Origin of the sequence: Ruegeria sp. R14_0 (genome assembly GCF_017743975.1) — a bacterium.
Lineage (GTDB): Bacteria > Pseudomonadota > Alphaproteobacteria > Rhodobacterales > Rhodobacteraceae > Ruegeria.
The window spans coordinates 391,906-417,061 of record NZ_JAGHRC010000002.1; the positions used below are offsets into that span (position 1 = coordinate 391,906).

Sequence of the window (25,156 nt, forward strand, 5' to 3'; positions counted from 1 at the left end):
TGATCTATCGTGTTCAAACTACGGTGACGCCGCGCGGGTTCAAGCCCGATGACGAAAAGTTAAAGATTATTCATTAACCGGCGGCGACGACGGAGTTTCGATCCCGGCGCGGCGGGCCGCTTCGTTCTGGGCGTCTGGATTCAGCGTCTCGCGGCGGTAAACCTGCGAGTAACGGTCTACATTGAACAGGCGCAGACGCGTCAAGCGCGATTGCTTTCTACGGAACTCAGCATCTTCGGCGTTAACCACCTGACGTGCATTGGCCGGAACGCCATAACGGCTGGTCGCGGTCACAAGTGCTGCATCGGTGGACGGAATGGCCGTGTTCGGATTCAACGCCGCTGCGTTACCACCAAGGGCTGCGACCGCCTCGGCCTTTGGATTTGGATCCGTCAGGTTGCCGCCACCGGGCGTCGGCGCAGGCAGGAACGCGTAATCCTTTGGCTGAGTCAGCGGCTTGACCGGCAGGACAGAGAATTCATCCGGTCCCGGCCCCGGTGCCTGAAGATGGCGCAGGCCAATATCGGAACAGCCCGCAGCAGCAAAGGCCAATGTCACAGCAAAAATGGAACGCGGCAGCCGCATCAGAGTCTCCAGCCTGTTTCAGGCGCTTTTATCGCATTTCAAATGGCGCGTCACGAGGCCTTTTTGCCCTCGAACAAAACCAGCCCGATCGCTCCGGCGAAGATAAACACATCGGCGAGATTGAACACGAAAGGATTGTTGATGCCGCAACAGGACATGTTCAGGAAGTCCAGAACAAAGCCGTACAATACGCGATCCAACACGTTACCAAGTGCGCCCCCGATCAGCAGGCCACCACAAACCAGCATCAGCTTTGATGGCGCTGTGCGCATCAACCAGATCAGCACGCCGACCGAGATTGCCAGCGACACACCGATCAGAATCCAGCGCGCAGCGTCGGAATTGCCCTGAAAGAGGCCGAAATTGATGCCCCGATTCTCGCCGTATTTGAAAACCAGCAGCGGCGGCAACACTTCGATATGCCCCTCGGCCACGCGCATCACGTGAACGACCAGATACTTGCTGATCTGGTCGATCAAAAACGCGGCCACAGCGGCCCAGAGAAGAAGGCGCATGCGCATCAGTGACGGAAGTGGCGCATGCCAGTGAAGACCATCGCCAGACCGGCCTCGTCCGCCGCCGCGATCACCTCGTCATCCCGCATCGAGCCACCCGGCTGGATGACGCAGGTCGCGCCAGCCTCGGCAGCTTCCATCAAGCCGTCGGGGAAGGGGAAGAACGCATCCGAAGCTACGGCTGAGCCAATGGTCAGCGGTTGGGCCAAGCCCAGCGCATCCGCCATGCGTTCGGCTTTTTTGGCGGCAATCAGGGCCGAGTCCACACGGCTCATCTGACCCGCACCCACACCGACGGTCGCGCCGTCCTTGACGTAGACGATGGCATTGGACTTGACGTGCTTGGCCACTTTCCACGCAAACAGCAGGTCGCGCATCTGCTCCTCGGTCGGGGCCTTTTTGGTGACCACTTTCAGGTCATCCATGCCGACAAAGCCATTGTCCTTATCCTGAACCAGCAGACCACCGGCGACCTGACGTACAGTTTTGCCACCTGCGGTCACATCCGGCAGGCCTTCGGTGGTCAGAAGGCGCAGGTTCTTTTTGGCGGCGAAGATCGCCTTGGCCTCATCCGATGCACCGGGCGCAATCACAACTTCGGTGAAAATCCCAGTGATTTCCTGCGCGGTTTCGGCGTCGAGCGGTTGGTTCAATGCCACGATCCCCCCAAAGGCCGAGGTGCGGTCGCAATCGAACGCAGCTTTGTACGCCTCAATCAGGGTCGTGCCCGTGGCCACTCCGCAGGGGTTGGCATGTTTGATGATGGCACAGGCCGCGCCTTGCGCCGGATCGAATTCGGCCACCAACTCAAAGGCGGCATCCGTGTCGTTGATGTTGTTGTAGCTCAGTTCTTTGCCCTGATGCTGCACGGCAGTCGCGACGCCCGGGCGGTTGGTGCCGTCGGTATAGAATGCCGCCTGCTGGTGGCTGTTCTCGCCATAGCGCAGGGTCTGTTTCAACTCACCGGCAAAGGCGCGGCGCTTGGGTGCCTCAAGTTGCAGTGCATCGGCCATCCAGTTGGAGACTGCGGTGTCGTACGCAGCCGTCCTAGCATACGCTTTTTGCGCCAGCCACTGGCGGAAGCCATAGGATGTCTTGCCGTAATTTTCTTCCAGCTGATCCAGCAGAGACGTGTAGTCCTCGACATCCACAACCACGTTCACGAAGGCATGGTTCTTGGACGCCGCACGGATCATCGCCGGACCGCCGATATCGATATTCTCGATGCATTCATCATAGCCCGCGCCTTTGGCCACGGTCGCCTCGAACGGGTAGAGGTTCACCACCAGCAGGTCGATCGCGCCAATACCATGCTCCTCCATCGCCGCCACATGAGTGTCGTTGTCGCGCAAAGCCAACAGGCCGCCATGCACCATCGGGTGCAGGGTTTTGACACGGCCATCCATCATCTCGGGGAAGCCGGTGATCTCGCTGACGTCCTTAACCTCCAGCCCTGCATCGCGCAGCGCCTTGGCGGTGCCCCCGGTCGAGAGCAGCTCGACCCCACGCTCGGCCAATGCCTTGCCCAGCTCGATCAGCCCGGTCTTGTCGGAAACGGAAAGCAACGCGCGGCGCACGGGGTGAAGATCGGTCATGGGTCCAAAGGTCCTTTTGGCGTCAGTCAAACTCGGGCTCGTCCCGGTGCAGATCGCGTACGGCATAGGCGGTATCCTGTGCCTTGCTCAACGTCCACCGGGTGCGGGTCGCATACTCCATTGCGCGCCCGGATAGAACGATCTGTTTTGTCGCGCGTGGCTTTAAACGGCCTTTTTCAAGGTAAACGCTTGGTTCGACAGATAATTTTCCTACGCCATCATGGCGGAAAACCCAAATCTCACCGCTTTTGAGAGCCATCGACACCGCCGCGCCGCCCAGATCCAGCGCCGCATCCACATCCGGATGCAGGTGAAACCGGATATCAAACCCGATACCCTTGAGGCCCGAGGCGTCCAGCGCCTTGTCAAATTGCCGTTTTGCCTTGTCGGTGGCGGTCAGCAGAATGTCCTCACACGCCAATTCGCGCCCGTCAAAGCGCAGTTCGAACGTGCGGGCATGGGTCAGACCAAAGACCTTGGTGTATCCATCGTGCCCGGCCATGAACCGTGTGCCTTCGATAGCGTCTTCAAAGTCGACCGGGACCTCGTGCGGCGCATCCACCAAGGCCTCACGTTCGCTGCCGGGGGTAGGATCGGCCAACCGAGCGCTGGAGTACCCGTCGAGGCACAGCGTCGAATGTGACGGCGTGGCGCGGCCCGCGCGCCGCCATTCCATCCCAAAGCTTTCGCCCGAGCCGCAATTCACGATCAGGGGCCTGCGGCCCGATGACAGCTCGAACGCAAGCGTCGAAGCATGGGCATTGAACGACGCCGCCCCTTTGGGTGGCGGGCTGGCATCCACGATCACACTGGTCCGCGCGGCGTAAAGGCGCGCAAACCCCATGGACAACCCCGAGGCGTGCTGCGGTCTCACCCCGCTTTGGGCAAGGGCCTGGTCCAGACGCCCCTCAACCCCGCGCCCGCCGCCATGGAACCGGGCAAGCGCCCCGTCCGAATGGCGCAGGCTGCGCAAGGTGGGGGCCATGCGTTTGATGGCGTTCGCCTGCGCCCCGGGCGTGCCCCGTCCCAACTCGCTGAGCGCAGCCGACGTCCAGGACAGCAGTGTAAAAACCTCAAGCAATTCTTCCGGGTTTCGGGTTGGGATACCGCCCTGAGCATCAATCTGGCCGTCGCATTCACGCGCCAAGGCCCGCAATGCGGGATCGGCCATTTTTTCCAACCCCTCCAGCGCCAGCCCAGCCTGTACAAGACCGGCCAACGCCTCGAACCGGGGCAGGCCCGGCGTTGCCGCCTTCCAGCGTTTGGACAGAAACCATGTCTGCTGCGCCAAGGCGCGGAAGAAGATCTTGCGTTGCGTGTCGTGCATGCCGCGCAAAAGGAACATGGCGTGGTTGATCCAGCGGATCACACGCCGTCCCGTCAGATCCGGGGCCCAGCCCGGCCCCTGCCCCCGGCCATGAACCTTGATCCAGCCCCAAACCCATCGCTGAGCCTTTTCCCGGGCGCGCATATCACCCACGGCGGCCAGATCATCCAACCAGGCAAAGCCGTGACGCTCATTGTCGAAACCGGTGCTGGGGGCAGCCACATCCCATAACTCGGTATCCTGCGCCTCGACCAGATAGCCCGCAAACAACAGATTCCCTGCAACCAGCTGACGTCCGCGGGCAAAGGAGCCTACCGTGCGCGGTTCCGGCTCACCAACAAATCCCGAGACCGCTTTGCGCCGCTGGCTGAGCCGCGCGTAGAGACGGTTCTGAAACCGTGTCCACCGATTGGTCATGGAATCCGTCTTTGACATGACGCTCGTTACTCTGCCCCTTGCGCTCTGCTGGCGCCTGAGACCCAACGATAGACCGGGGCGATCGTCAAGTCATCGAAAAGCGTGTCATTACGTCGATTTGTTCAGGCAGGCGATGTAGAACCCGTCCATTCCGCCGCGGTCAGGCCAGTAATCGGGCCGCAGGCGCAGGCCGCCCTCTTCGGTCAACCAGCCCGGTTCGACCCCTTCGATTTCCAGCGCGCCGCGATCCACTGCCATGTTTGGATATTGATCCAAAGCCTCTTCCACCTGCACCTCACCCTCATCCGGCAGCAACGAGCAGGTGCAATAGACCAGCCGCCCGCCGGGCTTTAGCAACGTCCAGGCATGTTCCAGCATTTGGGCCTGTAACTCAATCAGCCCACCGAATTCCGAACCGTCCTTGGCAAAGGGCAGGTCCGGGTGGCGACGGATCGTACCTGTGGCCGAGCAAGGCGCGTCCAGCAGGATGGCGTCGTATTGTCCTTGATGTTCCAGCGCATCCCCAGCAATCACGGTCGCCTTCAACCCGGTGCGCTGAAGGTTCTCACGCACCCGTTCCAAGCGGTTCTCGGACACATCCAGCGCGGTGACATCGGCTCCGGCAGCAGCCAGTTGCAGCGTCTTGCCACCCGGTGCCGCGCAGAGGTCTAGGATCTTTTCACCGGGCTGCGGAGCCAGTACACGCACCGGCAACGCGGCGGCGGCGTCCTGTACCCACCAGTCGCCCGATTTAAACCCTGGCAGGGCCGAGACCTGCCCCGCATCCTGAATCCGCAACGATCCGGTTGGCAAAACCTCTCCGGGGCCGGTTGCACCGGGTTTCAGAGAGATATCAAGCGGCGCACCTGAAAACTGCGCCTGCTCCATGCCTGCAACAGCCTTTGCACCCCATGCCATGATCAGTGGCTCGCGCAGCCAGTCCGGCAAACGCGGAACCCGCATTTTGGGCCAAGCCTCGGGACCTTCGGCGGCCACTTTGCGCAGAACCGCGTTGACCAGCCCTTTGAGCCGTCCGTGTTTGCGCGACCGGCCCACAATCTCGACCATCGAGTTCACCACCCCATGCGCGGCTTCACCGTTGCATAGCTCAACCGCTCCAAGACGCAGGGCGTTGTGAACGGTCAGCGCCGGTGTCCGGTTTAGGTGATTGTCCAGCAGACGATCCGCACGCTCGAGCCCGCGCAGAGTTTCAAGCGTCAGGCGTTGCGCCCGCGCGCGATCCTCTGGCCCCAGCCGATCCAGCGCACCAGCAGCCAGACATTCGGACAACAGCCGCCCCTCCCCCAGAATCTGATCCAGCAGAAAGATCGCGCTGCGTCGCGCCGCTGTTGCGTTGTCGGACATGGAACCGCCTTTGATGAAACCCTCATCCACATTGCCAAATGCGGACGGGGGCGTATATCAAGCCCGTGCACGGAAAGGAACCCGATGTCATGAGTGATGACCGCAACGACCTGCCCCCTGCCGCCCAACGCGCGTTGGCCGAGGCGGAAGAGCGCCGCAAAAAGGCGGAAGCTGAGGCCAAGAAGATACCCAAGGAATTGGGCGGGCGCGACGGTCCCGATCCGGCCCGCTACGGGGATTGGGAGAAAAAGGGCATCGCGATCGACTTCTGATTGCTCATCCCCGCAGCGCGTCAAGAAAATCCGCGATCAGTGCGCGCTGTTTTTTGGACTTTGCCCGATCCTCGGGCCAGGTCAGCCAATACCCATCTTTGGTTTTCAACTCGGGCAGGTTCAACCTGCGCAAGCGGCCCGCCTGCAAATCCGCCTTTGCCAAAGCGACCGACCCCAATGCCACGCCCATGCCTTGCCGCGCGGCTGAAAGTGCATGTTCCATTGAATCAAAGCTGATGTTCGACGTCGTCACATCGCCCTGACTCGACTTCCGCGCCCAATCCCGCCAACCCGGGCGCTCTCCGCGCAGATCAATCAAAGGCGCACCCCATTCCACGCCCGGGGCCGCCATAGGCACGAGCACTTCGGGCGCGATCAATTCGGAATCGCGCCCCGGCCAAGCCCCACGACCGTAGCGGATCTGCAGCCACGTGCGCTCTTCATCCAACGATGACCGACGCGCCACAGAATCCGTCATCACACGCACTTTTGGCCGTCTCTCCTGAAACCGGACAAGGCTTGGCACCACCAGTGCATGGATATTCGACGACAACCCGGCTACGCGCAATTCACGCGGAGATTTTCCGAACAGATCCTCGGTGTTGCGCTCCAACGCCTGCAGGCTGTCCTGCACCAGTGGCAGATAGCTTTCGCCTTCGACGGTCAGCGACACGCCTCGTGCCTCACGTACAAACAACGTCCGCCCCAGCCAGGCCTCAAGATTGCCAATCCGCTGGCTGACCGCAGCCTGCGTCAGCCCGAATTCCCGGGCAGCCGCCGAAAAACCGCCCAGACGCCCCGCCGCTTCGAACACCCGCAGCCAGTCTAAAGGCGGCAACCCGATCTTTTTCTTAGCCATAAGTTTTTCCAAGCCTCAGCAGAAAGAAGGATTAATTGTGGTAATGCCATAAGGGGCGTATCTGCTCAACCAAAGCCGCGCTGAACAGGAGACCCCCATGCTGCGCACCGCCACTCACGACGCCTCGGTCGTGACCGTTGAATTCGAAACCGGCACCACGGCCCGTTTCCACGCCATCTGGCTGCGCGACAACGCGCTGGACCCTGAAACCCGCGCGCCCGGCAACGGCCAACGTCTGATCACCATCGGTGATATCCCTTCAGACATTTCGGTCAGCGCCGCCGAGGTCAGCAACGGTGACTTGACCGTTACTTTCCAACCCGAAGGCAAAACCGTCACCTTCCCCGCCAATTGGCTGGCCGACCACAGCTATGACCGCGACCATAGTCTTGCCACCGGGCGGACCGCCCCCGGCATCACCACCTGGGAACGCGGGATCGACGCGCCCAGCGGCGATTGGGACAAGGTGCATGCTTCTCCGACCGCCAAGCGCAATTGGTTGGCGGCAGTGGCCGAGTACGGTTTCGCCAAACTCACTGGCGGGCCGACCGAACCGGAATCGCTGCTAAAGGTGGCCGATCTGTTCGGTTACATCCGCGAGACCAACTATGGCCCCTATTTCGAAGTTCGCACCGAGGTGAACCCAACCAACCTCGCCTATACCGGCCTTGGTCTGCAGGCGCATACGGACAACCCCTATCGCGATCCGGTTCCGACGTTGCAAATTCTATACTGCCTCGAAAACAGTGCCGAGGGCGGTGACTCCATTGTCGTCGATGGCTTCCGTGCTGCCGAAAAACTGCGCGAACAGAACCCGGATGGGTTTGCCCTGCTGGCAGGCTATCCTGCGCGGTTCGAATACAAAGGCTCGGACGGGGTCTGCCTGCGCGCGCGCCGCCCGATGATCGAACTGTCACCGGACGGGGAGCTGATCGGCATCCGTTTCAACAACCGCTCGACCGCGCCACTGGTCGATATCCCGTTTGACAAGATGGAGGCATATTATGCCGCCTATCGCCAATTGGGTGAGATCATCGACGACCCGGCCATGGGCGTGTCGTTCAAGCTTGAACCGGGCGAGAGCTTCATTGTCGACAACACCCGCGTCTTGCACGCGCGTCTGGGATATTCCGGCGCGGGTTCGCGGTGGTTGCAGGGATGTTACGCCGACAAGGACGGTCTGCTGTCCACATTAGCGGCGATGGAGATGACACAGCCGGAGGCGGCGGAATGAAACCCGATTTCTCGACCCTGAACCGGGACAATATCGTGGCCTTCATCGGCGATATTTTCGACCGCCGGGGCGGCGAAGAGTACCTGGGCGAACCTGTCACCATGGCCGAACACATGCTCCAAGGCGCGACCATCGCCGAACAGAACGGCCAGCCCGAGGAAATCATCGTCGGCGCGCTGCTGCATGACATCGGCCATTTCACATCTGAGTTCGGCACCTACCATCCCGACGATACCGAAGATCGTCACCATGAAGACGCGGGCGCGGAGGTGCTGGAACAGTTCTTCCCATCGGTCATAACCGATTGTTGCCGGTATCACGTGGCGGCCAAGCGGTACCTCTGCGCCACCAAACCCGAGTATTTCAACCGGCTCTCTGCTGCTTCGGTTCATACCCTGGAACTACAGGGCGGCCCCATGAGCGCCGATGAGGTCGCCGAATTCGAGGCCAACCCGAACCTGAAAGAGATCATTCAGGTCCGGTATCTGGATGAGGCCGGCAAGCGCCCCGATATGGAAACACCGGATTTCGCCCATTTCGCACCGATGGTTCAGCGCATGGTCGACAGGCATCTGGGGGCCGCATGACCGCACCGGAGTATATCTTTGAGGCCAGTAGCAAGCCGTCTCTGCCGTGGCACGAGGTCCCGCTGATCCGGGCAACGGACGAGTCGGTCAAGGGCTATGGCTGTCTGGTAGACGATCCCGATACCTTCGAGATCGAAATCGTGCGCTGGCCCCAACAGGGCTGGCGACCGATTGACGAAGGAACCGGCGACGAGGGTGGCTGGGTCGAGGGCACTTTCGAATGCAACTGGCAGGGCGATGTCCTCTACGGTGAGAACGAAGCGGTGAAGGGTCACTATGTGCTCGGCTGGTCTGCGGACCCGCAGCAGGCGCAGACGGTGCGGCAAACCGCGCCGCGGGATCAGGTGCTGCTATGGCACATGAATTATCATCCGGATGGAGGTCAGATGTTCTTGCCGCTGGACAACAAACCTTTCGTCGTTCCTGCCGCCCTGCCCGGGGACAACCTCACCCCGGACAAAGTGGTCGCGTTCTGGTGCGATGGGTCACGCGGACTCTATATCCATCCCGGCATTTGGCATGAGGGGATTTTCCCGGTCGAAGACAATCAGCGGTTCCTCGACCGGCAAGGCAAGGTCCACGCCCGTGTCAGCGCAGATATCGGCAAGGAATTCGGAGTTTACCTTGCCTGCCCGCTCCGGGCCGACAAAATCAAGGACCTCTGAAGGGCTGGGCAACACGCCGGTGCCGCGCGTTTTCACAATCCCTTAACCGTTGGCGGCCACATCTGTGATACGCTCGACACTGTCCAGTTTAAAGGGGAGGCCTCTGATGGGATTGAATAGGCGTCGAGTGGTTCAGCTTGGAACTGCGGCAACGGTCGGAACCTTGCTTCCGCGCGTCGGGGCTGCGGCCGCTGACCAGAATGACACGTTCGAACAGGAATTCGCGAATACGATCAATCAACTGAGAACCGCATTCTCCGAGCTTGGCTTTATTGAGGCTGAGCCCCTCTCGCTGGCCTCGGGGGTCGACGACTATAATGGCGGGTTGCGGCACGACTTCGATCAGTCCGCTCTGCCTTCGGGAGAATATGTGATTCAGCCGCTGGCGCGCGTCGCGGATGTTGACGAAAAATCACGTGCCGACGTGTTGCCTCTGTTTCACGAGGTGGGCTGTCATCCTGCCGATGCTGACGGGGAGGCCACGACCCGGCTGATGATGCAAGTTCTGACTCAGAGCTTTGGCCTGGACCCGTCCCGCATTGCCTTTGTCACTGTGCCGCAAGCCGATGACATGCGCCCTGTGCTGGACGCGTTGGGCTTACCATTCACCGAAAAGGTGCTGCTGCGCGATAAGGCCGAGGCATTGGCGGCGCGCGATGCCTCGGGCTTTTTCTTCCCCGACCCGTTTGGGGATGAGTACCTTGTGACGATGGGCGTCTACTATCGGCTGGGTGGTACGGATGAAGCGGCCCCCACCGCATACCCACCGTCGGACAACTGGACCGAAATCGGCGAGGTTGTGATTGGCGGGCAGGCCGCACCCCTTGGCATTTCCATAGGGGCCGAACGCCTGACTTACGCGCGGACGGGTCAATACCCGACCTGGGATCAGCGGCTAGGCGCACTGTTTTCCCGGATCGAGGACGAGGGCGCTGAGCCGCCCGGTCTTGCCGCCTTCCGCTAAAGACGCTTAAAGCCCCAGCACATCCACCATGTCGTATTGGCCTGGGTCTTTCCCCTGCCCCCAAATCGCCGCCTTCAGCGCGCCACGGGCAAAGATTGCCCGATCGGTGGCCAGATGGCGCAACACGATGCGCTCGCCCGGCGCGGCGAAAAGGACGTCATGTTCGCCAACAATGTCGCCGCCGCGAATGGCGTGAAAGCCGATATCGCCGCGCTTGCGGGCTCCGGTAATGCCATCGCGACCGCGATCCGCCACGTCCGCCAGATTGACACCCCGCCCCTCGGCGGCGGCCTCGCCCAGCATCAGCGCTGTGCCCGAGGGCGCGTCGACCTTATGGTGGTGGTGGCCTTCGATCACTTCGATGTCGAAGTCTTCGTCCAGCGCAGCGGCGACCTTTTTGGTCAGTTGCACCAGCAGATTAACGCCGAGGCTCATATTCCCGGCCCGCACGATCACCGCATGGCGAGACGCAGGCTCGAGCGCCGCGATCTGCTCATCCGTCATGCCGGTGGTGCCGATCACATGGACACAACGCGCCTGCGCGGCCAGAGCGGCAAACTCCAGCGTTGCCTCGGGCGCGGTGAAGTCGATCACCGCCTGCGCCTGCGCAAACGCCTCAAGCGGGTCGTCGGTCACGGTGACGCCCAGCGGCTGGCCACCCATTGCCGTGCCAACATCCTGACCGATCCAGTCATGGCCCGCGCGTTCAACCACGCCGACCAGACGGGCCTGATCGCTGTCGGTCACGGTCTTGATCAGCATCTGCCCCATACGGCCCGAAGCCCCTGTGATGACGATCCCCGGAATATGGGTCATTGCGCTGGTCCTTTCGCGTTGGTCGGCTCAAAGCCTCCTACCCCGTTCACGCCCGCTTGGCAAAGCCCTGCTTTGGGCTTAGATCGGGGATATGGCAAAGAACAAATTTCACGATGGCCCCGGCCCGTCCCAAAGACAGCTGCGTGTCGGCGAACTGATCCGTCGCACACTGTCCGAGGTTCTGGCGCGCGGAGATGTCCACGACCCCGACCTGAACCGTATGTCGATCACCGTGGGCGAGGTGCGCACCTCGCCCGATCTGAAGATCGCCACTGCCTATGTGCTGCCCTTAGGCGGCAAAGGGCAGGAGGATGTGATCGAACTGCTCGCCCGCAATAAGGGTGAGCTGCGGCGCATGGTCGGCAAGAAGGTCGGCCTGAAATTCTCGCCCGATCTTCGGTTCCGTCTGGATGACACGTTTGATCGTCTCGACGACACCCGCCGCATGTTCGAACAGGACGCGGTGCGCCGCGATTTGGACGAGTGATCCGCGCAATTGTCACTCTGGGCGCGGTCCTCTGGGCGGCGCAAGCCTCTGCGGTCACCTGTGAAAAGCTGACCCATGAGGACAAGCGGTACACCATCTGCGAGGTGGATGCCGCGGGCGAAGAGCTGCGTTTATTCCTGAATGACGAAAACGGCGATGTGCTGGGGCATTTCTCTTCGGTGAACGAGGCTCTGGCCCCGCAAGGCAAACGCCTGGCGTTCGCGATGAATGCAGGCATGTATCACGACGACCGCTCGCCCGTCGGGCATTATGTCGAAGGCGGTCAGGAGCAGATGCGCGTGATCCCCAATGCGGGTCCGGGCAATTTCGGTTTGCTGCCGAACGGGGTATTTTGCATCCGCGAAGGCCGCGCCGATGTGTTCGAAACACTGGACTATGTCGATCAGGCGCCCAGCTGCCGGTTTGCCACGCAATCTGGCCCGATGCTGGTCATTGATGGCGAATTGCACCCGCGTTTTCTGCTCGATTCGACGTCGCGCTATGTGCGCAACGGGGTGGGCACCAGCGATGACGGCACCCGCGCCGTGTTCGCAATTTCCGAGGACTACGTCACCTTCCACGAATTCGGCAGCCTGTTTCGCGATGTGCTGGAAACGCCGAATGCTCTGTTCTTCGACGGCAATATCTCTCGCATGTATGACCGGGCGAACAACCGGTCCGATGTCGGATTCTCGTTGGGGCCGATCGTTGGCGTGGTCGAAGATGCACCCTGAAATTGACAGGGGCAGAGTGATCCGCTAACTCGCGCGCCTCGGCAAGATTCTAGGTGTGATATGGGACGCAAACGCAAGGGCCGCGACATTTCCGGTTGGCTGGTGGTGGATAAGCCAGCAGGCATGACTTCTACGTCGGTGGTCAACAAAGTGCGTTGGGCGATGGACGCCAAGAAAGCCGGCCATGCGGGCACGCTTGACCCCGAGGCGACCGGCGTTCTGGCCGTGGCTTTGGGTGAGGCGACCAAAACCGTTCCTTACATCACCGATGCTTTGAAAGCCTACACTTTCACCGTACGACTGGGTCAGGCCACCAATACTGACGACGCCGAGGGCGAAGTGGTTGCGAGCAGCGATGCGCGCCCCTCGGATGAGGATATCAAACAGGCGCTGGCCCCGTTTCTGGGTGATATCATGCAGGTGCCGCCCAAGTTCTCGGCCGTGAAGATCGACGGACAACGCGCCTATAAGCTGGCCCGCGATGGCGAGGATGTGGAACTGGCTGCACGTCCGCTATGGGTCGAAGAACTGATTTTGCTCGACCGTCCCGACGAAGATCATGTCGTTTTGGAAATGACCTGCGGCAAAGGCGGCTATGTTCGCTCAATCGCCCGCGATCTGGGCGCGGCGCTGGGGTGCCACGGCCACGTCAAAGAGCTGCGCCGAATCTGGTCCGGCCCGTTCGAGGTCGAAGACGGGCTGTCCATCGAACAGATCGACGAGATGGCCAAGACAACTGCGCTGGACGACTATCTGCATCCGCTGGAAACCGGCCTCGCTGACCTGCCCGAGCTGAAATGCACCCCCGAAGGCGCCACCCGCCTGCGCAACGGCAACCCTGGTATGGTTTTGGCCTCGGATGTCGAATACGGGGATGAGGCCTGGGCCTCGCTGGATGGCAAGGCTGTGGCTGTGGGCATCTACAAATCCGGCGAATTGCACCCGAGCCGGGTGTTCGTTGATTGAGTGGCGTGCTAGGCGGTTGGAATGATCACCCGTTCGCACACCAAGGGCGACGCGCCCTCGACCGCCATCTATTCCGACTGCGAAATGTATCGCTATAGCCTGACCCGCGTGTGGGACGCTGACGGGCGCAAAGCGTTGTTCGTAATGCTAAACCCTTCGACCGCGACTGAGGTTCAGAACGACCCCACCGTCGAACGATGCGAACGCCGGGCGCGGGCCTTGGGGTTCGGGGCCTTTCAGGTGACCAACATCTTTGCCTGGCGCGACACCGACCCACGGAAAATGCGCGCGGCTGACGATCCTGTGGGTCCCGAGAATGACGCGGCCATTCTGGACGGCGTCGCATGGGCCGATCAGATCATCGCGGCATGGGGCACCCACGGCGCGCATCTGGAACGCGGCCCAGCGGTGGAAACCTTGTTGCGCGGCACTGGCCAGCCCCTGTTTCATCTGGGCCTAACCAAGGACGGTCACCCCAAGCATCCTCTTTACATCGCCTATACACAGCAGCCCGAACCTTGGTGACCATAAGTTAACCACAAACCCAGCTTGGCTTTGACCAACTGACTGACCGCATGGGATATTTCACTCTCGGAGAAATCTGCTCTCGGAGGGGTATCATGTTTCTGGCTGGATTGATTGGCCTCGCCGCGATGAGCGGTGCAGCCTTTGCGGTAGGTGATCTGTTCGACTCTGATGAAGATCCGGAAGAGGATGACATCATCGAGGATGAACCGCCGGAGGTGTCGGAGGGCAACTTCCTGGATGTGGGCGAAAACGTCGACGACCCCGAGCCTTCGACTGGCACCATCATATCAGAGTTTGAGGGGGATCTGATCATCGCCGGAGATGACGGCACGGATGTGCTGACCGGGCAGGACGGCGACGATCAGATCAACGGATATGGCGGTGACGACTCGGTGCTTGGAGGCAAAGGCGATGACACCCTGCACGGCGGAGAGGGCACCGATACCATCGCGGGTGGCGGTGGTGACGACGTTCTTCACGGGGAAGGCGGCAGCGATACTTTGACCGGGGATGAAGGCGATGACAGGCTTTACGGCCATTTCGGCGCAGACATGTTGGATGGCGGCGAAGGCGACGATGAGCTCTATGGCGGGCAGGACAACGACACGCTGACCGGTGGTGCTGGTGACGACGCACTGCACGGCGGCTACGGCGACGATCACCTCACAGGTGGTGCGGGTGAGGACGTCGTGTTCGGGGGCGACGGTGACGACGTTCTGTCTGGGGATGACGGCGAAACCGAAGACTCAGTGGACTTTCTGAACGGCGGCGCTGGGGATGATACGATCCAGGCACATAGCGGTGATGTTGTGACCGGCGGCGACGGCGCAGACAGCATCCAGTTGGCACCCGAAAGCGGCGACGCCCCGGTCAAGGTGATGGACTTCGAACCCGGACAAGACAAACTGCTGATCTCTTGGGAGGGGGAAGAGGACCCAGACATCCAGCTTGAAACCGATACCGAAAACGAAAACCTGACCCGCATCCTGGTTGACGGGCAGAACGTGGCCCAACTGCTCGGGGCGGACGGGTTGACGGTGGATGACATTCAGCTGATCAATGGTCAGGACCTGTCCCAGCTTGGCGCGCTTTACTAACGCAACAGAATCCCTTTGCCATTTGCATGAAATCCGCCTATACGCGCGCATCTGCATCGGAATCGGTGCGGTTTTCTCCATGGGCCTGTGCTGGACGACATCCCGGCCTGCGCCATCAACTCTAACCTTTAAAGGAGACCCCGATGTCGATTACTGCCGCTGATAAAGCACGCGTCATGAAAGAATTCGCAACCAAAGAGGGCGACACCGGTTCGCCTGAAGTCCAGGTTGCCATCCTGACCTCGCGCATCAACACCCTGACCGAGCACTTCAAGACCCACAAAAAAGACAACCACGGTCGTCGCGGTCTGCTGAAAATGGTCGCCCAGCGCCGTAAACTGCTGGACTACCTGAAGGGCAAAGAAGAAGCGCGCTATCAGGAACTGATCAAAAAGCTGGGCATCCGCCGTTAAGTTCGGATCGCATCGCTTTCAGATTTTGAACGCCCGCCAAATTGGCGGGCGTTTTTCTTGTTTTGTGACGCTGCCGCCATTCGCTGTAAGTGCACCCCCGGTTTGCGCACTTATGCGCAAAGCGTCCAATCTGTCCGCGCCACTGTAGTAGCCCTCCAAGCCACGCCTCAGACTGCAGGCTTCAACCCGATCGAAGTTTATTGCCCCGCCGTTCTCGTCAAGTTCCTGCTCGGCAATGTATCTTGGGAACGACTTCAATCTGGGTGAGCCAGAAGACTCTGTATTTGTAAGGACGCGCTCAAGTATTCGCCTGAATTCTTCAGCCGTTACCATTCGTACGGACTGGAATCTAAATTATATTATTATTTTCAATATTTTAATGACCAATACGCCCCTCTGAATTTAAGCTTAACTCACCCCTAGCTCACCGTAACTCACTTTCGGTCCATTCCATCCGCCTTCAAACATATTGGCTAACGTGAATACAAAAAGGTCACATCCAGCCATGAACTGCAGGGAACTCCACGCCCTCATACCCGAGCATTCCCAAGCTGCTCTATTCCGAGCGCTAAGGAGCAAAAATGTACTTGAGGCGGTGGAAGACCTTGATGAAGCCCTTAAGCAAGTAGCCCTCTCCCCGGAAAAGTCTCCCGCACGAAGAGAGTGGGAGACGGTTCGAGACGAACTGCTGTCTGAAATTCGACGACTTACGCAGAGGGTAATCGAAGCCGATTGACATCGACAATGTCTAAGAACCGTAGATTCCGATCTTCAGGAACCCAGAGCAAGCCAAAAACCGTGCGCCAAACCAATACTCGGAGGATCCCAAAATGAGCCAACCCCGCAACCCCTACGGCAAACGCCCTGGCGGCGGTATTACACTGCCAGATTACTACCGCCCAACCCCAGGCTGCAGCAGCAACAACTTTTTCCCACCGAATGAGTTTCTGCCAAAGGGTGAGATGCGCATCTGTTTCACCGGCAGCACGCCATGGCCACCCACGCTTCAGCAATCAGGCACCTCAATTGTGCTGGAACTCGGCAACGGCACGCCCTTCCCGCGCAGGCTTTTTTTCGATTTTGGCAATGGTTGCGTAAAGAACATCATTCAGCTCGGTATTTTGCCGCCGATGGTGCGCGACATCTTCATCAGCCACCTGCATGTAGATCACTATGCCGACCTGCCCTACTTCATGCCGTTCCGCGCTTGGGGTGGTGGTTGGCGCAATGGTCTACGCATCTTTGGTCCGACTGGCGACCGTCCGGAAACGGGCACGCAATACATGGTCGACAAAATGCATGAGATGATGACGTGGCACCTTGAAAACTTTGACCACTGCCCGATCGGCGAAGGATACAACACCGAGGTTGTCGAATTCGATTACAAGGACGAAGGCGGCATCGTTCTCGAAGAACCCGGTTTGAAAGTGACCCACTGGGCGCGGAGTCACGTTAAGAACGGCGCCTCGGCGTACCGTGTTGACTGGGAAGAGGCCGGATTGTCCTTCGTCTGGACGGGCGACGGGCGCCCAGATGAGAGTACGATCAAGTTCGCGAAAGGCTGCGACATCTTCGTAACTGAGGGTCAGGCCGACGTGCCAAAACTCTTCAACTACAAATATGGCACACCGACCGAGGTGCTTCAGTTTACGATCGATACCTACCATACGCCTTATTATGCGGCAGGGTATCTGATGAATGAAATCCAGCCCCGAGCCGGCGTCATCTGCCACTACACCGAAAATCCCGAAGGTGAATCAATCCAAGAAATCCGCGCGCACTGGGATGGGCTGTTTATGTGGGGTGGGCCTGACATCAAAGTCATCAACGTCACAAAAGACAGGATCTGGGAGCGCATGGCCCTGAGGCCAGAGACACCGGCGATGCAGCCACCAGACCCCAGAACTCTGCCGGTTGAGATTTTGCCGGGGGGCGAGCTTCCTGACTTTATCCCGATGCCCAAGCCACGGCGGCCGCGGGAAGAACAGCAGGATGCCTTCCTGCGCGAGCGCGAGTTGGACCCGAAGATCTACACACCTGAGGATGTGCAGCGTCCGCTGACGCAACATTATGACGAGGACTTCTTCAAAATCGATGTTCAGGCGCTGATCGACGCCCGTGACGGGAAATAAGGCCGTTCACAAACAAAGCGGGCCGCACCATTGCGACTTGGTGGTTCGGCCCATTATGCGCAAAACAAGGGGTTTCAAATGTCCACTGCAGTAAAAGAAGCTGTCCCATTGACGATCCTCACCGGATTTCTGGGCGCGGGCAAAACGACACTATTGAATCACATTCTCACCGGTGACCACGGGTTGAAAGTCGGTATCCTTGTGAACGACTTCGGGGCAATCAACGTGGATGCCGAACTCGTCGTAGATGTCGAAGATGGCATGGTCAGTCTGGCAAACGGCTGTGTGTGCTGCCAGATCAGGGACGACCTGATCGAATCCGTCGCTGAATTGCTGGAGCGTGAAGACCCGATCGAGTACATCATTCTCGAAGCAAGCGGTGTTGCCGATCCTTCGGGTATCTACATGACGTTTGCGGACTCTTCATACCGCGACATGATCCGACTAGACAGTGTGACCTGTGTCGTTGATACCGACCAGGTCTTCTCGCATGAAGATCCGGAACTCGTGAAACTAAAACTGGAACAAATCGGCTTTTCTGATCTTGTGATCATGAACAAAGTTGATCTGGCCGGCGTGGAAGAGGCTGCAAAAGTCAAAAGCTGGATTGATGGGCACTTCAAGCGTGTGCGCATCGTACCTGCGGTGAAATGCGAGGTGCCGCTCGAAATTTTGCTTTCAGTAGGTCGCTTCGATGTAGCACGGTCCGTTCCGGACTCAGATCACGACCACGACCATGGGCACCACCACGGGCATCATCATGGGATCACCTTCAAAACCTGGAACGGAACTTGGGCTGAACCGGTGTCGCGCCGTGCGCTTGAACGCATGATCAAACGCGAACTTCCCGGCAATATCTACCGATGCAAAGGTTTCGTGCATTTGGCCGAGGATCCGGCGCACCGATACGTTTTGCAGGTTGTCGGCAGACGTCTTGAACTGATGCGGGACCGTCCATGGGGCGAAGAAACGCCGCAAACACGGCTTGTTGCGATCGCGCATGGATCAACGCTCGATCCAGAACATTTGGACGCGTTGTTCAATGCTTGCACGGTCTCGTCTGTCGGAAACGAAAACAGCCAAGTTGTAACTGTCGCCGCGGGATAGTTACTATGCATGCGTTGGAAGTGCTGATCGTTCAAGGGGCGAGCTACATCCAGATACTGTTCGAAGCGGCAAGTGTCTTCGTTGTCGCTGCGGGAGGCATAGCCTTCGCACGAGCGTTCATCATGCATCGAAAGTCGGACGCCGAGCCAGCCGCGCGGCGCATCCTCGGAAAGTACCTGATCGTGGCGCTCGAATTGCAACTAGGCGCAGACATTATCGCAACCGCAACAGACCCTTCAATCGAGGAACTCGCGAAACTGACGGCCATCGCCTTTGTCCGCACCTTTCTGGATTACTTCCTGGTTCGGGAAATTCGCGAGGAGCGCGTCGCAGACAAACCAAATGAAACCTGAAAATGCACTGAGGCATACTATGGACTTTGATGACGAGGATGAAGCGGTGCGTTCTACCAACCAGATGGCTGGAGAACGCACGGACCTTGCATTCGAGCGTTCTCGGCTCGCGTCAGACAGGACGACTATGGGATACATGAGAACGGCCACGTCACTCATTGGTTTCGGTTTTTCCATACCCGCACTATTTCGAATTCTGACTGAAGTGCCTGGGTTGGAAGAAGCTCCGGTGGAACACGCACGTTTCGTCGGACTATTCATGCTGGTACTGTCGGTGCTAATGCTGTCTGTCGCCTTAGTGCAGCAAATTACTTTTCTTAAGCGGATCTCTGATATCTCCGGAAAGCCATTTCCGATCTCACCAGCGTTGGTCTCAGCCGGGTTGATCTTGGCAGTCGCTATTTACGCTACAATCAGCATACTTTGGAATGTGGAACCACTGTGATGGAGTCCCCGCTTCCTTTCGAAGAATCCGTCACGCTGTTTATCCATATTTTTGTTTGCCTCGCGATGCTCTGTATAGGGATGAGTGCAACCTTTCGTGAAATGGGAGACGCCCTTCTCGAACGCAAAAGGCTTACTCGTTTGCTTGCAGCAAATGTCTTCATCCCGCCTATAATAGCGATTTTGATCATAGGGTTCTTTCCACTTCCGCGACCAGTGGGCGTCGTATTGTTTTTGTTGGCTGTGGCGCCCGGCGGTATCAACGCAGTCCAGTTCTCGACCAAGGCACCAGGTCAAGCGGGTGCAGCTGGTGCCTTGTTGTTTCTACTCTCGACCATTGGCTTGATACTGGCACCGGCTGCGGCACAGATTGTTCTGCCTGCCGATGCACTTGAACGTGTTGCTTGGGATCAATTGGTGATCCGTATCGTGGGTGTCATCGGCATCCCGCTATTGTTGGGAATGTTGATCCGGCATTTTCTGTCAACAGTGGCCGAGCATATCTACAAACCGGCAATGCTCATATCGACGGTTTCTTTTATTCTATCTGTCGTAATGAGCCTGAGCATCAGGCAGGAAGCTGCGGTCGGACTGGGACCGGTGAGCCTGATCGCAATATTGATCTTCATTCTCTCGCTGATGACAGTTGGGTGGTTTTTTGGTGGCGACGACAGGGAGTTCAGACAAGTACTGGCAATATGCACAAACCTGCGCAATGTCGGCCTCGTTTACCTTCTTGTAGATGCGTGCTGCTTCAATCCTGCCTATTCGTCCACTGTCTTGGCTTTCATGGCATTGATGGTTCCAATCAACCTGGTTTTTACAATTGTCTGCGCGGTAGCTCGCAAACGGAAAGACCAATCCGGGCAAGATGATGCGGGCGCCAATACATGACAATTGGGCGAACGAAATCGCGAACATGTCTTGCAACCATGTTCATTTTTGCCGCTTCCGTTTCTTGGGCACAAACCGGTGAAAATGAAAAACTGGCGGATGATCCCACCAAAATCGTTACGAAATTCGGTGCCCGTTATAGTGATTTTGGCACCGTATTCGGTTCGGTTGCGTTCGGGCCTGTAACGAAGATCAATGTCTCGATCTCAGAAGACGATCAGTGGCGCATTGGCGGCTCTTATCTCTTTGATTTTGGGATAGTGAATTTTTCGGCGTCCGAGCAGAAGCTTGAAGGCGGCGTCAAGCAAACGCAATACGCCATAGGAACGTTTGTACCGCTTGCTGCTTTTGACATCCAACCGAAGGGATGGCTTTTGTTCCCCGCACTCGGCGCAAATTATACCGATGGTCGGATCAGCAACAGTGACTTTGACTTTGCTGATGCCTTTCCCGCTGAAGTGGCCAGCAAAGGAGGTTATGTTGGTATACTTGGTCTCAAGCCACTGTCTGAACGGTGGGTTATAAAAACCGGCGGTGTCCTATCTGCCGGTTCCAACGACTACTCGGGGTTTACCATCGGTGCGGGCGTTACCTTCAACGCATCGCCGGACGATAGCATCAGCGTGTTCGGCAGCCACATCGACAACACATTCGGGCAACGTGATCTGGTTGGCATCAGCTATACGCGCGAGTTTTGACGACAACAGATCAAATGAAACACAGTGAGGGCGATTTACGATGCTCATTATTCTCGGTCTTTATTTTGGCATTGTCTGGCTGGTTTTTGCGAAACTCAAAGTCCTGCCTTGGAACGGGTTCTTCAAGACAGTCGTTTATAGTGGAGCATTGGTTATAGCGCTGGTTGTGATCGGAGCCTTAAACCACACGACACCGTCTGGGGCTGTGTCTGTGCAAGGTGCGGTCATCAACATAGCGCCGAACGTATCCGGTCCGGTCACTGAAGTGGCGGTAGAAGCGAACCAACCGGTGAAGAAGGGCGATGTGTTGTTTCGGATAGATGACACCACCTACGCGGCTGAAGTTGCCCGACTTCAGGCCTCGCTCGCATCAGCACAATCGGCAGCGGACCAGTTGCAGACAGACTATGAGGCGGCGTTAGCAGAAATCGACTCTCTTGAAGCTCAACTCGCTTTCGGTGTGCAGCGTCGCGACGACATCGTTCAGCTTACTGGGCGCGGCGCTGCAGCAGAGTTCCAATTGCAAGAGGCAGTTTCCACGATTGAACAACTCGAAGCTGGCCTGCGAGCAGCGCAGGCGCGCAGGCAAAGCCTTGAACGACGCATCGCAGCTCAGGTGGATGGAGTTGATGTTGGGGTCGTTGAAGTTCAGGAAGCGCTGGCCCAGGCTGAGTGGGCTTTGCAGCAGACGGTCGTGCGCGCGCCTGGTGACGGTGTTGTGACGGCGCTCTCGCTTCGGCCTGGCAATCGCGTCACGACCTTGCAGGGCGCTATAAACTTCATGGCTCCCTCGGATCGGCTGCTGATCGCGCGGTTACCGCAAAGCAGTTATCCCAACGTGTCCGTTGGCGATACGATCCGGATCGCTTTGGGCACAATGCCAGGTCAAGAGTTTGAGACCACTATTCTGTCAATCCCGCCGGGAACGAGAGAAGGTGCGTTGGACACAAGGGGCGGGCTGCCTAGCCTGCGCGAACTTGCAGGCACGTCAAGCTACATTGTCACCATTGATATCCCAGATGGCCTTCCTTCAGATCGTGCGCAGCTTGGTACATCAGGAACCGCACTGATAATCACGGAAGAGGCCGGTGCAATCTCAGTGCTCGCGGAAATCCTGTTTTGGATCAACAAGAAGCTCAACTACATTTGAGCTCGATAACGGTAGTGAGAAGATTTGGTTTCATCAAGAACAGGATAACACAGTTACTGTGCATACCCCGGACCCGGAAACCAATGGCTTTTTATGTGGGCTTACCGCGGCCGTCAGACGGCACCCGTTCGAATGGGAGCTGTGAGCGGTTTTTTCGAGTGTGGTAGTCCAATTGTTACGGTCCATCTCCCCGTTCATCCGTCGGTTGCGCCGCCAGAGACTTTGATGTTGATCTTCACGAACTCCGTCCTGTTCGAACGCGCCTACTGGGTTCTTTGGGAGAAACATCACAACCAAACTGCATCGCCCGACACATTATCAGACACGGCATCCCATAGAACCTAACTGTTCGTGTTGCGATTTGCGAAACCGCAAAGCCCAGATTGAATGTCCGGTTTGGGTCTGGCTATCAGCCAATCCGCACACCGCCGAGACCGGCGAATTCGCGCCCGAAGTTGAAGCTGACTTATTGAAGGATCGACGGGATCCAAGAGCAGGGAATCCCAAAACTCAGATTTTCCAGTTTTAACGCCTGACCCGTTCGGCACTGAAGAAAAGACACCGGCTAGCCTGGCCGTCTGCAAAATCGCTTTGTCACTTGCTACTTACTTCAAGCTCTTCAATCTTCCAGGATCTCTGGCACCTGAAGGAGCAGACTGAAAACCCAATCGAAATGCTCAGCGAGCGTGTTCTCAAGATCAGCTAAATCGTTTCTTTGAAGGGCCGTCAAAATACGTCCGTGATGGTCATTGGCTTGCTCAGAAACCACTGAGCTTTTCTCAAGTCGACTGCGTGCAGCCATGGAACAGACCATCACAGGTTGATAGGCCTGCAACAGAAACTCGTTCCCACTCGCCGCCACGAGACGTCTGTGAAATTCCGTATCGACGTCATTGAATGCATCGTACGACGTTGCCGACTCGACAGGGCGATACAGGTCCGGTGTAAGCGATTCGAGATCGGAGGCCAAAGTCTCACGTTCTTTTCTAGAAGCACCCTGTACGCCTGCCATTTCGAGTAGGCGGCGTGCCACGAAGAGCTTTCGAAGGCGTTCTTTGTTCAAATCAATAACCCAAGATCCGGCTTGCGCCCGGATCTGCACCAAACCTTCGGTGCTCAATGAAAGCGTCGCTTCGCGAACTGGAGTGCGGCTGACCCCAAACTTAGACATATATTCCGATTCAGGAATTCTTTGTCCAAACCTGAGTGTGCCTCGCATGATATCGGTGCGAATTGCATCGGCGATACGCTTTCGGGTTCCCCTTTGTGTCGGGAGAATTTCCATCGAAATCGGCTTATTTGCGATAGTGATGTGAAGCGCCTCCTCACAGCTAAAGACGTATTCAAGGTCAGCGAATCGAGCGGTGCACCGCGCTAGCAGTTTCTATTCATTAAATCTTAACAATAGCGGTGGGTCGAGATCACATTTTAGCTGGCTTCACGGTCTTGTCTTGAACGCAACACATTGTTCGCAAGCGAAAAGAACCTCGGGTGCGGGTGAATTTGCGCAAATTGCGTGGCGAGATTGTGTTGAGATTGTGGTCGTTTTCGCCATCTGGTATACCAGTTCCATCTCCCGTGGGGTGCGGGACGTGTATCTTTTTGTGCCGCCCTTTTGGCGGTTGGTTAAAGGAAATGGATAATGGGAAATGTACCTGTTGACTTGAGAGACAGCGCAAGCCGCGAAGTGGACGTCGACTACAGCGCCGACAAGGTTAGTTTTGGCAATCTTCCAGGGTCGTTTAACGACCTTAAAGACATTACCGGGAACAAGTTAGATTTCGACGAAGTACCTGAGCTTTTCAAGAAAGCACTTGCCGGCGAAGTTGAGGGCGTTTCCGTCACAAACATCGGATGCGGAGAGAACGGTGATCTTACGTTCTCTTTGGTATTCACCAAAACGAACAGCGAAGGCGAGGTTGTAACCACCGATATTGCCAATATCTCTGGCGTGCCCATGGATGATTTTGATGCTTCAATCGACAGCAAAGCCAACATCGGCGACGGTCGTTCATCATTCAATATCTATGATCTGAGTGACGGCAAGATTGGGAAATTTGCGTTCGGCACATCCAAGAATATGGGTGACGGCGAGGGTGGAACGACGAACATAGGGGATCTCGTCGGAGGCTCGGCAAAAGGTGAGAAGGATCTGAAGGCTCTTTTTGAGGCTGCATTGAACCCCGAGGACACACGTGTTGAGCTCGTTGGCCTCGACGGAGACTCCTTTACAATCAAAGTCCAGTATCACGACGGATCGCCAGCAGATACGATGATGTTCAAAGGTGCGGGTGACTTCATCGCTGATGTTCTTGGACCGGACAGCCTGATCAACCCCAAAAATCCGGCCGATCAGTTCGTTTTTGTGGACCTCGAAACCTCCCCCAACAAGATCGGCATCGGAACGGATAACGTGTCTGTAGGCGACGAGCCTGATCCGACGGGGGGCTCTGTCGTGCTTGGGGATTTGCCTGGCATCGTCGCAGAGGCGGATCAATTAGAAAACATCGAAGTCACCGAAGTCTTTGGACTCACCAAAATCGAAATCACGGATAATAGCACCGATACGATTTACATTCCGACAGACGATCTAGCGTTTCTCTGAAGCACATTCAGATCACCTTTAAGGCCGGCCAATGCGCCGGCCTTTTCTTTGTTTGAGGCTCAGGATAAATCGACGATTCACCAGCCCCTAAACGAGGTACGATCACCACAACGATCAATTCCCCGGGTTGCACTGGCACCACTTGTACTTCGGTTTTCGCTTTCTTCGAAACGAAACAAGACCCTGGGTGGCCACTTATGGCTCGCCGTTTAGCAAAAGCGTCTGTTTGGGTCCGCAGCCCTGCCATCTGTGAAGCGTCGGGGAATGCCCGGTTTGCCGCGGCTTTGCGGTAAGAGCCCAAACTAACTGATGCTCCACGCAGCACCAATGTACGCTTCAATCTAGCT

The 25,156-nt window shown here is 57.8% G+C and carries 27 protein-coding genes; 19 read left to right on the top strand and 8 right to left on the bottom strand.

The genetic code is table 11. The annotated features are described in order from the left end of the window. Positions 1 to 66: 66 nt before the first annotated feature. From J7416_RS07995 to J7416_RS08015, 5 genes are all read right to left on the bottom strand, one after another. A complete protein-coding gene (locus J7416_RS07995) occupies positions 67 to 585 on the bottom strand; it encodes a DUF3035 domain-containing protein (protein WP_170425729.1) in 519 nt (172 codons plus the stop codon). Between the two features lie 50 nt (positions 586 to 635). Next, positions 636 to 1,106 (bottom strand): signal peptidase II, encoded by a 471-nt coding sequence (lspA, locus tag J7416_RS08000; RefSeq protein WP_209224192.1) that lies wholly within the window; start codon positions 1,104 to 1,106, stop codon positions 636 to 638. After that, positions 1,106 to 2,695, bottom strand: coding sequence for a bifunctional phosphoribosylaminoimidazolecarboxamide formyltransferase/IMP cyclohydrolase (gene purH / locus J7416_RS08005; protein ID WP_209224193.1), 1,590 nt, complete (start codon positions 2,693 to 2,695; stop codon positions 1,106 to 1,108). The genes lspA and purH overlap by 1 nt, the downstream gene beginning before the upstream one ends. Before the next feature lie 22 nt (positions 2,696 to 2,717). Beyond that, positions 2,718 to 4,457: a heparinase II/III family protein gene (locus J7416_RS08010; RefSeq protein ID WP_209224194.1), complete on the bottom strand. Its 1,740-nt coding sequence runs from the start codon at positions 4,455 to 4,457 to the stop codon at positions 2,718 to 2,720. Positions 4,458 to 4,547: 90 nt separating this feature from the next. Next, positions 4,548 to 5,804: a transcription antitermination factor NusB gene (locus tag J7416_RS08015; protein WP_209224195.1), complete on the bottom strand. Its 1,257-nt coding sequence runs from the start codon at positions 5,802 to 5,804 to the stop codon at positions 4,548 to 4,550. Between the two features lie 89 nt (positions 5,805 to 5,893). Between J7416_RS08015 and J7416_RS08020 the strand changes: the two genes are divergently transcribed. Beyond that, complete coding sequence (locus J7416_RS08020) at positions 5,894 to 6,076, top strand: DUF1674 domain-containing protein (RefSeq protein ID WP_209224196.1); 183 nt, start codon at positions 5,894 to 5,896, stop codon at positions 6,074 to 6,076. A 4-nt stretch (positions 6,077 to 6,080) separates the two neighbouring features. Here the strand turns inward: J7416_RS08020 and J7416_RS08025 are convergent, their stop codons facing one another. Beyond that, positions 6,081 to 6,935 (bottom strand): LysR family transcriptional regulator, encoded by an 855-nt coding sequence (locus J7416_RS08025; RefSeq protein ID WP_209224197.1) that lies wholly within the window; start codon positions 6,933 to 6,935, stop codon positions 6,081 to 6,083. Between the two features lie 97 nt (positions 6,936 to 7,032). On the opposite strand from J7416_RS08025, the gene J7416_RS08030 reads away from it, so the two are divergent. The 4 genes from J7416_RS08030 (at position 7,033) to J7416_RS08045 (ending at position 10,385) form a co-directional block, all read left to right on the top strand. Next, complete coding sequence (locus tag J7416_RS08030; protein ID WP_209224198.1) at positions 7,033 to 8,169, top strand: gamma-butyrobetaine dioxygenase; 1,137 nt, start codon at positions 7,033 to 7,035, stop codon at positions 8,167 to 8,169. Continuing rightward, complete coding sequence (locus J7416_RS08035) at positions 8,166 to 8,756, top strand: HD domain-containing protein (protein WP_209224199.1); 591 nt, start codon at positions 8,166 to 8,168, stop codon at positions 8,754 to 8,756. Before J7416_RS08030 ends, J7416_RS08035 begins: the two co-directional genes overlap by 4 nt. After that, positions 8,753 to 9,421, top strand: coding sequence for an ureidoglycolate lyase (locus tag J7416_RS08040; protein WP_209224200.1), 669 nt, complete (start codon positions 8,753 to 8,755; stop codon positions 9,419 to 9,421). The genes J7416_RS08035 and J7416_RS08040 overlap by 4 nt, the downstream gene beginning before the upstream one ends. A gap of 106 nt (positions 9,422 to 9,527) precedes the next feature. Further along, positions 9,528 to 10,385 carry a hypothetical protein gene (locus J7416_RS08045; protein WP_209224201.1) on the top strand — a complete coding sequence of 286 codons (858 nt, stop codon included), beginning with the start codon at positions 9,528 to 9,530 and terminating at the stop codon, positions 10,383 to 10,385. A 6-nt stretch (positions 10,386 to 10,391) separates the two neighbouring features. On the opposite strand, the gene dapB is transcribed toward J7416_RS08045, so the two are convergent. Continuing rightward, positions 10,392 to 11,201 carry a 4-hydroxy-tetrahydrodipicolinate reductase gene (dapB, locus tag J7416_RS08050; RefSeq protein ID WP_209224202.1) on the bottom strand — a complete coding sequence of 270 codons (810 nt, stop codon included), beginning with the start codon at positions 11,199 to 11,201 and terminating at the stop codon, positions 10,392 to 10,394. 91 nt (positions 11,202 to 11,292) lie between these two features. Here dapB and rbfA point away from each other — a divergent pair, with 91 nt between their 5' ends. The 13 genes from rbfA to J7416_RS08115 all read left to right on the top strand — a co-directional run bounded on the left by rbfA (position 11,293) and on the right by J7416_RS08115 (position 22,204). Then, entirely contained in the window at positions 11,293 to 11,688 is a 396-nt protein-coding gene (rbfA, locus tag J7416_RS08055; protein WP_010438628.1) for a 30S ribosome-binding factor RbfA, read from the top strand. After that, positions 11,685 to 12,422, top strand: coding sequence for a phosphodiester glycosidase family protein (locus tag J7416_RS08060; RefSeq protein ID WP_209224203.1), 738 nt, complete (start codon positions 11,685 to 11,687; stop codon positions 12,420 to 12,422). The genes rbfA and J7416_RS08060 overlap by 4 nt, the downstream gene beginning before the upstream one ends. 60 nt (positions 12,423 to 12,482) lie before the next feature. Further along, entirely contained in the window at positions 12,483 to 13,388 is a 906-nt protein-coding gene (gene truB / locus J7416_RS08065; RefSeq protein WP_209224204.1) for a tRNA pseudouridine(55) synthase TruB, read from the top strand. 21 nt (positions 13,389 to 13,409) lie between these two features. Further along, positions 13,410 to 13,913 carry a DUF1643 domain-containing protein gene (locus J7416_RS08070; RefSeq protein WP_209224205.1) on the top strand — a complete coding sequence of 168 codons (504 nt, stop codon included), beginning with the start codon at positions 13,410 to 13,412 and terminating at the stop codon, positions 13,911 to 13,913. Positions 13,914 to 14,008: 95 nt separating this feature from the next. Beyond that, positions 14,009 to 15,013: a calcium-binding protein gene (locus J7416_RS08075; RefSeq protein ID WP_209224206.1), complete on the top strand. Its 1,005-nt coding sequence runs from the start codon at positions 14,009 to 14,011 to the stop codon at positions 15,011 to 15,013. A gap of 143 nt (positions 15,014 to 15,156) precedes the next feature. Beyond that, the gene (rpsO, locus tag J7416_RS08080) at positions 15,157 to 15,426 is read left to right on the top strand and encodes a 30S ribosomal protein S15 (protein ID WP_209224207.1); all 270 of its coding nucleotides are present in this window, start codon (positions 15,157 to 15,159) and stop codon (positions 15,424 to 15,426) included. A gap of 830 nt (positions 15,427 to 16,256) precedes the next feature. After that, a complete protein-coding gene (gene gntH / locus J7416_RS08085; protein ID WP_209224208.1) occupies positions 16,257 to 17,558 on the top strand; it encodes a guanitoxin biosynthesis MBL fold metallo-hydrolase GntH in 1,302 nt (433 codons plus the stop codon). Between the two features lie 78 nt (positions 17,559 to 17,636). Further along, positions 17,637 to 18,665, top strand: a complete 1,029-nt coding sequence (locus tag J7416_RS08090) for a GTP-binding protein (RefSeq protein ID WP_209224209.1) — start codon at positions 17,637 to 17,639, stop codon at positions 18,663 to 18,665. Between the two features lie 5 nt (positions 18,666 to 18,670). Beyond that, positions 18,671 to 19,018, top strand: a complete 348-nt coding sequence (locus tag J7416_RS08095) for a DUF1622 domain-containing protein (protein ID WP_209224210.1) — start codon at positions 18,671 to 18,673, stop codon at positions 19,016 to 19,018. A 19-nt stretch (positions 19,019 to 19,037) separates the two neighbouring features. Then, positions 19,038 to 19,463, top strand: a complete 426-nt coding sequence (locus tag J7416_RS08100) for a DUF202 domain-containing protein (RefSeq protein WP_209224211.1) — start codon at positions 19,038 to 19,040, stop codon at positions 19,461 to 19,463. After that, positions 19,463 to 20,356 (top strand): hypothetical protein, encoded by an 894-nt coding sequence (locus tag J7416_RS08105; RefSeq protein WP_209224212.1) that lies wholly within the window; start codon positions 19,463 to 19,465, stop codon positions 20,354 to 20,356. Before J7416_RS08100 ends, J7416_RS08105 begins: the two co-directional genes overlap by 1 nt. Positions 20,357 to 20,394: 38 nt before the next feature. Beyond that, the gene (locus J7416_RS08110; RefSeq protein ID WP_209224213.1) at positions 20,395 to 21,054 is read left to right on the top strand and encodes a hypothetical protein; all 660 of its coding nucleotides are present in this window, start codon (positions 20,395 to 20,397) and stop codon (positions 21,052 to 21,054) included. Between the two features lie 40 nt (positions 21,055 to 21,094). Then, positions 21,095 to 22,204, top strand: a complete 1,110-nt coding sequence (locus tag J7416_RS08115) for a biotin/lipoyl-binding protein (RefSeq protein WP_209224214.1) — start codon at positions 21,095 to 21,097, stop codon at positions 22,202 to 22,204. Positions 22,205 to 22,823: 619 nt separating this feature from the next. On the opposite strand, the gene J7416_RS08120 is transcribed toward J7416_RS08115, so the two are convergent. Then, a complete protein-coding gene (locus J7416_RS08120) occupies positions 22,824 to 23,489 on the bottom strand; it encodes a GntR family transcriptional regulator (protein ID WP_209224215.1) in 666 nt (221 codons plus the stop codon). Between the two features lie 357 nt (positions 23,490 to 23,846). Here J7416_RS08120 and J7416_RS08125 point away from each other — a divergent pair, with 357 nt between their 5' ends. Beyond that, on the top strand, positions 23,847 to 24,809 hold the full coding sequence (locus J7416_RS08125) for a hypothetical protein (RefSeq protein ID WP_209224216.1): 963 nt from the start codon (positions 23,847 to 23,849) through the stop codon (positions 24,807 to 24,809). Positions 24,810 to 25,156: the final 347 nt, after the last annotated feature.

What these genes read in the sequence shown, in the direction of transcription:
- J7416_RS07995 (WP_170425729.1), bottom strand. Translation starts at nt 585, where the DNA reads ATGCGGCTGCCGCGTTCCATTTTTGCTGTGACATTGGCCTTTGCTGCT.
- lspA (WP_209224192.1), bottom strand. Translation starts at nt 1,106, where the DNA reads ATGCGCATGCGCCTTCTTCTCTGGGCCGCTGTGGCCGCGTTTTTGATC.
- purH (WP_209224193.1), bottom strand. Translation starts at nt 2,695, where the DNA reads ATGACCGATCTTCACCCCGTGCGCCGCGCGTTGCTTTCCGTTTCCGAC.
- J7416_RS08010 (WP_209224194.1), bottom strand. Translation starts at nt 4,457, where the DNA reads ATGTCAAAGACGGATTCCATGACCAATCGGTGGACACGGTTTCAGAAC.
- J7416_RS08015 (WP_209224195.1), bottom strand. Translation starts at nt 5,804, where the DNA reads ATGTCCGACAACGCAACAGCGGCGCGACGCAGCGCGATCTTTCTGCTG.
- J7416_RS08020 (WP_209224196.1), top strand. Translation starts at nt 5,894, where the DNA reads ATGAGTGATGACCGCAACGACCTGCCCCCTGCCGCCCAACGCGCGTTG.
- J7416_RS08025 (WP_209224197.1), bottom strand. Translation starts at nt 6,935, where the DNA reads ATGGCTAAGAAAAAGATCGGGTTGCCGCCTTTAGACTGGCTGCGGGTG.
- J7416_RS08030 (WP_209224198.1), top strand. Translation starts at nt 7,033, where the DNA reads ATGCTGCGCACCGCCACTCACGACGCCTCGGTCGTGACCGTTGAATTC.
- J7416_RS08035 (WP_209224199.1), top strand. Translation starts at nt 8,166, where the DNA reads ATGAAACCCGATTTCTCGACCCTGAACCGGGACAATATCGTGGCCTTC.
- J7416_RS08040 (WP_209224200.1), top strand. Translation starts at nt 8,753, where the DNA reads ATGACCGCACCGGAGTATATCTTTGAGGCCAGTAGCAAGCCGTCTCTG.
- J7416_RS08045 (WP_209224201.1), top strand. Translation starts at nt 9,528, where the DNA reads ATGGGATTGAATAGGCGTCGAGTGGTTCAGCTTGGAACTGCGGCAACG.
- dapB (WP_209224202.1), bottom strand. Translation starts at nt 11,201, where the DNA reads ATGACCCATATTCCGGGGATCGTCATCACAGGGGCTTCGGGCCGTATG.
- rbfA (WP_010438628.1), top strand. Translation starts at nt 11,293, where the DNA reads ATGGCAAAGAACAAATTTCACGATGGCCCCGGCCCGTCCCAAAGACAG.
- truB (WP_209224204.1), top strand. Translation starts at nt 12,483, where the DNA reads ATGGGACGCAAACGCAAGGGCCGCGACATTTCCGGTTGGCTGGTGGTG.
- J7416_RS08070 (WP_209224205.1), top strand. Translation starts at nt 13,410, where the DNA reads ATGATCACCCGTTCGCACACCAAGGGCGACGCGCCCTCGACCGCCATC.
- J7416_RS08075 (WP_209224206.1), top strand. Translation starts at nt 14,009, where the DNA reads ATGTTTCTGGCTGGATTGATTGGCCTCGCCGCGATGAGCGGTGCAGCC.
- rpsO (WP_209224207.1), top strand. Translation starts at nt 15,157, where the DNA reads ATGTCGATTACTGCCGCTGATAAAGCACGCGTCATGAAAGAATTCGCA.
- gntH (WP_209224208.1), top strand. Translation starts at nt 16,257, where the DNA reads ATGAGCCAACCCCGCAACCCCTACGGCAAACGCCCTGGCGGCGGTATT.
- J7416_RS08090 (WP_209224209.1), top strand. Translation starts at nt 17,637, where the DNA reads ATGTCCACTGCAGTAAAAGAAGCTGTCCCATTGACGATCCTCACCGGA.
- J7416_RS08095 (WP_209224210.1), top strand. Translation starts at nt 18,671, where the DNA reads ATGCATGCGTTGGAAGTGCTGATCGTTCAAGGGGCGAGCTACATCCAG.
- J7416_RS08100 (WP_209224211.1), top strand. Translation starts at nt 19,038, where the DNA reads ATGGACTTTGATGACGAGGATGAAGCGGTGCGTTCTACCAACCAGATG.
- J7416_RS08105 (WP_209224212.1), top strand. Translation starts at nt 19,463, where the DNA reads ATGGAGTCCCCGCTTCCTTTCGAAGAATCCGTCACGCTGTTTATCCAT.
- J7416_RS08110 (WP_209224213.1), top strand. Translation starts at nt 20,395, where the DNA reads ATGTTCATTTTTGCCGCTTCCGTTTCTTGGGCACAAACCGGTGAAAAT.
- J7416_RS08115 (WP_209224214.1), top strand. Translation starts at nt 21,095, where the DNA reads ATGCTCATTATTCTCGGTCTTTATTTTGGCATTGTCTGGCTGGTTTTT.
- J7416_RS08120 (WP_209224215.1), bottom strand. Translation starts at nt 23,489, where the DNA reads ATGGAAATTCTCCCGACACAAAGGGGAACCCGAAAGCGTATCGCCGAT.
- J7416_RS08125 (WP_209224216.1), top strand. Translation starts at nt 23,847, where the DNA reads ATGGGAAATGTACCTGTTGACTTGAGAGACAGCGCAAGCCGCGAAGTG.